The 228-nt window shown below is 24.6% G+C and carries 1 protein-coding gene; it reads left to right on the forward strand.

Annotation, left to right across the window (positions count from 1 at the left end; genetic code table 11):
* The coding region (locus U881_RS0110095; protein ID WP_024654278.1) for a BlyB family putative holin accessory protein at window positions 1-228 on the forward strand (228 nt) is incomplete at both ends.

The following is a 228-nucleotide window of genomic DNA, read 5'->3' on the forward strand; positions in this document are numbered from 1 at the left end:
GATAATACTATTTCTTTGGGTGTTCATATCTTAAACAAATTTACAGATATTATTAAAACACCAAATCAACATAACACTGCTAATTACGTTAATATCTTCACCAAAGTGGTTAATTATTTCTATTCCTTGTATATAGATAATTTAAGTAAAATGGAGCGTCGTGAATCAATGAAGATTTTGTCTGAAATTGAAGATATTCTAAAACTTAATATTGAAATAATAGAAAAT

It is taken from the genome of Borrelia persica No12, assembly GCF_000500045.1.
Lineage (GTDB): Bacteria > Spirochaetota > Spirochaetia > Borreliales > Borreliaceae > Borrelia > Borrelia persica.